Origin of the sequence: Mesorhizobium sp. M4B.F.Ca.ET.089.01.1.1 (assembly GCF_004022605.1) — a bacterium.
GTDB lineage: Bacteria > Pseudomonadota > Alphaproteobacteria > Rhizobiales > Rhizobiaceae > Mesorhizobium > Mesorhizobium abyssinicae.
The window spans coordinates 1-5784 of sequence record NZ_RZOS01000371.1; the positions used below are offsets into that span (position 1 = coordinate 1).

At 61.0% G+C, this 5784-nt stretch carries 6 protein-coding genes and 2 pseudogenes; 1 reads left to right on the plus strand and 7 read right to left on the minus strand.

Annotated elements, in window-relative coordinates:
- The 5 genes and pseudogenes from EN780_RS25945 to EN780_RS41600 form a co-directional block, all read right to left on the minus strand.
- Window positions 1-259: pseudogene (locus tag EN780_RS25945) on the minus strand (IS5/IS1182 family transposase); the annotation flags it as partial.
- Window positions 260-854: 595 nt separating this feature from the next.
- Window positions 855-1169, minus strand: a complete 315-nt coding sequence (locus EN780_RS40820) for a tyrosine-type recombinase/integrase (RefSeq protein ID WP_348627501.1) — start codon at window positions 1167-1169, stop codon at window positions 855-857.
- Between the two features lie 47 nt (window positions 1170-1216).
- Window positions 1217-1399 (minus strand): annotated as a pseudogene (locus tag EN780_RS41595) (transposase); the annotation flags it as partial.
- A gap of 344 nt (window positions 1400-1743) precedes the next feature.
- Window positions 1744-2529, minus strand: a complete 786-nt coding sequence (gene fabG / locus EN780_RS25960) for a 3-oxoacyl-ACP reductase FabG (protein ID WP_126080649.1) — start codon at window positions 2527-2529, stop codon at window positions 1744-1746.
- Window positions 2529-2924 (minus strand): thiamine pyrophosphate-dependent enzyme, encoded by a 396-nt coding sequence (locus EN780_RS41600; RefSeq protein ID WP_348627502.1) that lies wholly within the window; start codon window positions 2922-2924, stop codon window positions 2529-2531. Before EN780_RS41600 ends, fabG begins: the two co-directional genes overlap by 1 nt.
- Between EN780_RS41600 and EN780_RS41605 the strand changes: the two genes are divergently transcribed.
- Entirely contained in the window at window positions 2845-3195 is a 351-nt protein-coding gene (locus EN780_RS41605; RefSeq protein WP_348526696.1) for a hypothetical protein, read from the plus strand. The genes EN780_RS41600 and EN780_RS41605 overlap by 80 nt on opposite strands.
- Window positions 3196-3312: 117 nt before the next feature.
- Here the strand turns inward: EN780_RS41605 and EN780_RS25970 are convergent, their stop codons facing one another.
- Window positions 3313-4671, minus strand: a complete 1359-nt coding sequence (locus EN780_RS25970) for an aspartate aminotransferase family protein (protein WP_245466456.1) — start codon at window positions 4669-4671, stop codon at window positions 3313-3315.
- A 228-nt stretch (window positions 4672-4899) separates the two neighbouring features.
- Window positions 4900-5784, minus strand: an 885-nt coding sequence (locus EN780_RS25975; protein ID WP_127302631.1) for an ATP-grasp domain-containing protein, incomplete at its 5' end; no start/stop codon positions are given.

The following is a 5784-nucleotide window of genomic DNA, read 5'->3' on the forward strand; positions in this document are numbered from 1 at the left end:
CCACCCAGCGCTCGCACAGCACCTCGTCGGACAGGTTGAAGGTGTGCTTGAGGATCGCCAGCCCCGCCATCAGCCGGGTCGGCAGCGGCGGCATGCGGGGGCCGTCCGAATAGACCGCGCCAAAACGCTCCTCCAGCATCGGGCAGTCGATCGCATCCGCCAGCCGCACCAGCTCGTGCTTCATGCTGATGATCTGGTCGAGCCTGGAGCGGAACAGGTCCTGCTCTCCCGTCTCGCGCTTCTCGCGTGGCCCCGACATTCGCCGTCCCTCGATTCGCCCGCCGCCGGCCGAGCGAATCACGTTTCGGTTACAGCGTCTATGAAGCGCCCCGCCCACTTGTCTGATTCTAGGAAGGCAGACTATGTACAAAGGGCCGATTCAATTTGAATTCTAGAACAATCGTCATGCCACTCCATATGTAGCAAACCATTTAGTATGCGAAGGATGCGACACTTCCCGCTCTCGGGACTGGTCAACATGAGCTGAAAAAGGAAGGCTGCGACTTCGCAAAGCCCGGCGTGAGACTGGGCTGCTTGCGGAGCCGTCATGCCTTTGATCATCTTGTCGCAAAAAGAGCTGCCGCTCACGACCGCATCGCTCTCGGCGAATCAAAGAGCACGGAAAACGTGTATCGGATCGGGCACACTCACCATCGTAAGCTGCCATGACAGGTCGAATGTTCGCAAGTGCGACCTCGGCAAGCTGCGAGGTGGCGACCTTTACGTACAATGGCGTTGTGTTGATGCTTCGGTGCCCTAGAAGATCGACGACCTCGTTGACCGGCCTTCACTGCTTGACGAGCTGGGTAGCAAGACTGTGGCGCAGGAGATGCGCACCTGCGACTCGCCCGAGTTCAACCCCGCCATGTCGCAAACGCGCATTTGAATGCTGCCACGGGCGGCGTGAAGGACAGGAACAGATACGGACTATCCACCTTCGGTCGAGCGCGCAGGACGTAGTCGGCGAGCGCGGCGCCGGTCTCCTCGAGCGGCGGCGCCACCCGATCCCGCTTGCCCTTGGTGCGCCGGACCGATACCTCGCCAGCACGCCAGTCGATATCCTGCAGCTGAATGGCGCGTAGCTCACCGTTGCGAATGCCCGTCGTGGCGAGTAGCAGCAGGGCTCGATCGCGGATGTCGACGGGCGTCGTTGCGCCGATCGCATCGATTGTCGCCGAAGGTCATCCCATGAAGACGCGGCGGCAAATGCGCCAAACCGCTTTGATGGGTCCGCGGCTTCGGTGCCGGCGAAGCCCTCCGCCTCTACCTGCTGGCCATCCAGGCCCAGAAGCAACTGGTCCTCGGGCAGGCCCTCCGCCCTTGGCCCGAAGCGATAGCGCTGCAACTCCTTGATGATTTGGCGGAGCCTCTCATTCTCCGCACGCGCGGCCAGAAGCATCGCCTGAAGCCAAAACCTCGAGGCGTTGACGGCTGAGCACGTCCTCGCTGCTGTCGAGCATCCGCTGTCGCTATCGGCCACCACCTCCCGCCAATGAGGCGTCCTTGGAACGACGCGGCCGAGATCCTGTCATGGTGGCCTTCGGATGTGAGAAGTCGCCGCCGTGCGCGTGATGCCAGGGCTCGCTTGGCTTGACCACGGCCCTGTCCGAAGGCAGCCTGTTCCAGGCGTTCGCCATGGCCCCTAGTGCAGCAGGTCCGTAAGTTCGCGCATGCGCAGAATGTGCGGGAGTGGCCGGCGCCGCGTCCTTCGTCACTGAATGGTTTGTGCCGCCGGCCGACAGATTAAGAGGGGGCGAACTCACCGCCGTTGACATCGATGATGGCGCCGTTAATGAAGTCGGAATCCGAGCGAACAAGAAACTTAATGACGCGGCTGATGTCTTCGGGCCTGCCGAGCCGGCCGATCGGGATCCGCGCGAGTGCAGCGCGGTTTCCGGGCCTCTCGGGCGGTCCCGTCATATTGCTTAAGACACGGCCAGGGCAGATCGTGTTCACCGTGATACCAAGCCCGGCGTATTCGCTCATGATCGACCGGGCGAGCCCTGCAAGCGCGCTCTTCGAGGCAACGTAGCTCGCTCCGGCGATCTTCGGCTGCGTACGCGCCGCGAGTGAACTGATCAGGACGATACGGCCTTGCCGGGCTTCCGCCATACCGGGCAACACCTCGCGGCAACAGAGGAAGGCGCCCGTGAGGTTCACCCGGATAACATCATCCCATTTGGCAAGCGGCATATGGCCGAGAGCGACACGCTGATCGTTTGGACCTTTCGGCGAGTAGCCAGCATTGCAGACAAGCGCGGATACCGTTCCCCACCGCTCGCGGACATTGGCGAAGAACCGGCAGACGCCGCGTTCGTCACGGAGGTCGACCGTGTCGGCGTGGATATTCCAAGCTGGAAAACGGGCGCGTAGATCGACAGCGGCAGCCTCCACCCGCTCTCTCGTCTGGCTGAAGAAAGCGACGCGCCAGCCAGCGTCGATTAGATGCGCGACGGTCGCAAACCCGATCCCGGTTGCCCCGCCGGTGACGACCGCAACGCCCATTGATTTGGTGTTTTCTGTCGTCATCAAACGGAACCCACGTCGCGCACGACGTTCTGGTCAACCGCGCCGCCGAAAAGGGAAAGAGCAGGATGGGCGTTGGGGGCGGCGACGACCTTGACTAGCCACGGCCTTTCAGAGGCGAGCGCCTCGAGAGCAGGCCCTATGTCGTCCGGTACCCTGACGACGGTCGCGCCGCAACCGCACGCCCGGGCGATTGCTGCGTGGTCGACTGGAGCGAAATGGCAGGCGCTCGTACAGGGTCCTAACGGCATTGCTTCGGCATGCCTTTGGAAGCCGAGCACGCCATTCTTTAGCACGATTACGACGACGGACACGCAGTTGCGTACCATCGGCGCGGCGGCGCCACAGGTCGATGTGTTGGAGGATTTGACAAAGAGCGTTGATCGTGACCGCAGCATGGACCACGAGGCACAGCGCCTCGTAGGTGCAACCGACCTCGGTTGGATCGACGCCGATATGGATGTTGCACGCGCCAGGCGTGATCTGGCGCCAACTGTCTGTTCCATTCTGGTTGGTGCGCGTTCCGACAGGCTCGCCTTGAAAGCCTCCGGAAGTGATGGCACGAGGATGGCCGCGGGCGGCCCGTTTTGGGTGGTAACCACTGCAATCCTGCTTAAGACGCGTTCAAAGTCGTCTGCCATGGCGCCCCCCATCTTCTCCTGCCGGTAGGCGAGCTGGCGGGATGCCAATCGTACCGCAGGCGAGGAGGACGGCAGACGGCAGGCTCTGGCCAAACAAGGGCTTCAACGCACGCGCGATCGCCTGTGCGACGGTTTCTTCCATGATCTAACCCGTGATAGTGTCGAGGAGCGCCGCGCGCTGAATTAGGAAGCGGTCGAAAGCATTTGCGACGAAGGCGATCTCATCCTCCCCCATCGGTGTTGAGAGGCAAGCGGCGGCCGCTTTGGGCAGAATGATGCCTTCCGTGGCGAAGAAGCGAGTTAATTCCGTCATCACGGCCACCTCCTGTAGGGTAAGGAAACTTTCTCGGAACTCTCGCGGCGGCTTGCGCCGCGGGTGAAGGCGAAAGAGGGAAGTGGCTCCAGTGACGCTGAAAGGGGCGCCGTGCCGCGCGATGATGCGTTCGAGCCCGTTTCGCAGTTTGTCCCCCAGCCGCTCGAGGTAATCGAAGGCAGCGCGGTCGAGGGCTTCCATCGCGGCGAGTCCTGCTGCCATCGAGAGCGGATTGGCTGAAAAGGTGCCGCCCTGCGGCAGAGCAGGACCGCCTGATGCGGCCTCGAAGACTGCCATCACCTCGCTGCGGCCTCCGATCGCGCCGATGGGGAGCCCGCCGCCAATGATCTTGCCGAGCGCGAAGAGATCGGGGGCGAGCCCATAGAGCGCAGAGGCGCCTTCGTAACCCTGTCGGAGGTTGAGAACCTCGTCGCTGATAACAAGGATACCGTGACGACGGGCCGTCTCTTGGATGGCGGATACGAAATCCGGCGTGGGCGAAATGAGCCCACTGCGGCTCGGCATGGGATCAACGAGGACGGCTGCGAGACGCCCTGCATGTTCCGTGATCAGCCGGCGCGCGCCCTCGGCGTTGTTGAAGCGCAAAATCACAACGTCATCGAGCACAGCTGGCGGCATGCCGCGATAAGAAAGAGTGGGCGCGGGATGTTCGGGATCGCCCCACGTTTGAGGCGTTGCAGCCTGGCTGACCTCGACCCAGTCGTAGGCGCCGTGATAGGCTCCCTCGATCTTGGCAATGGCGGGACGTCCCGTGAACGCCCGCGCCGCCTTAATCGCAAACATGACCGCCTCGGTACCGGTATTGACGAAGCGGATGCGGTCAAGATGCGGAATTCGGGCGCAGAGAAGCTCAGCAAGATCGATTTCAATCTCGGTCGGGTTGGCGAAGCAGCATCCGCTTCTGAGCTGCTGCGTCACGGCCTCGATCACGGGCGGGAAGGCGTGGCCATGGATGAGGGTCGTGAAGTTGCCGTTGAGGTCTAGGAGACGACGGCCATCAACGTCGACAAGAAACGCACTCTCTCCGTGATGCATGTAGCGGGGAATGGGATCGCGCTCGATAGTGATCCGCGTGGTGCCGTCCGGGAAAACCCTGCGCGCCCGGCCGAAAGTCTCGGCAGAACGGGGTCCGACGAGCGGAGGGGGGGGCAGGGCTGGTTGCTCTAACACCGCGGCTATCCTCTTGCTGTGGCCTGGGAATTACTCGCGCGACATAGCCGCCGCAAAAAATCAGAAGACAATTGTCCACCGCAGATAAGTTCAATTGCCTAGAGGTTCCCAGAAACAAAATTAGGTATCATTCACTTTGCGACGACCGCACTTGATTTTGCACTACAAGTTTCCTCTTCAATAGCTTCCCCTGGTGCGGCGACTTGAGGGGCTGATGATTGTCTTTGTTCACGGAAATGGAGAGATCGACCAACTGATTAAGTTCACCGCACGCTGAATTATCGCCTCGGTCCGGACACGGTCGGGTGAAGCGGCTATGACATGTCCCATGCGATCTCGATAGTCGCCTTTCCTCACGATAGGGGTATTGGGCTCGACACAAAATTGCACCTCTGCGACACCCGGTACAGCAGCAGCCTGACTGCCGCCATGGATCCAATCGACGATGCCATCACGGTCAGGAATTAGGACCCGGACGGCCACAATGTGTGAATGCCTTCTGCGCAAATCCCATTCGTGGCCGACGGCAAGCTTGATGTGTTCGGTGATAAGATCGACTCCATAAGCCAGCCGAACCAATTGAGAACCCGTCCCGCCCAAAAGTCGCGGATTCACTTCAATGACGACAGGGCCAAGCTTCGTCCACCGGAGTTCAACATTCGTGGGACCCCAGCCAAGGCCGAGAATTCGCAAGCAGCTCAGCGAAACGTCGGCGATTCGCTCGTGCTCGTCATCTGTCAGCGAGGCTGGCTGGGTGCCGCTATGAAAGACGAAATGCGGTGGGGGGCCGTAGTCAGCGGCGGCAATCGCAACGACCTCATTTCCCATTATCTGAGCGATATAATGCGGACCATTCGCGTATTCTTCAACAAGTATCCTCGGCGAAGATCGCCAAATGTGCTTCCCACCCAATAGGTAGGTGGTATGTTCGGCTAACTCATCGACGGTGCTGCATAATCGCACACCGATGCTGCCGCTGCCTATGGCTGGCTTCAGAATCACCGGCAGGCCGATCTCGGCGGCAGAGATTTCAACCTCCGCTGCATTCGCTGCTAAGCGATAAGCAGGTATTGGAATGCCGGCCTCCGCGAGGAGCTGACGTTGAGTAAATTT

Bases quoted from the DNA above. Each gene is read 5' to 3' on its own strand.
- fabG (WP_126080649.1), bottom strand. From the start codon at position 2,529: ATGACGACAGAAAACACCAAATCAATGGGCGTTGCGGTCGTCACCGGC.
- EN780_RS41600 (WP_348627502.1), bottom strand. From the start codon at position 2,924: ATGCTGCGGTCACGATCAACGCTCTTTGTCAAATCCTCCAACACATCG.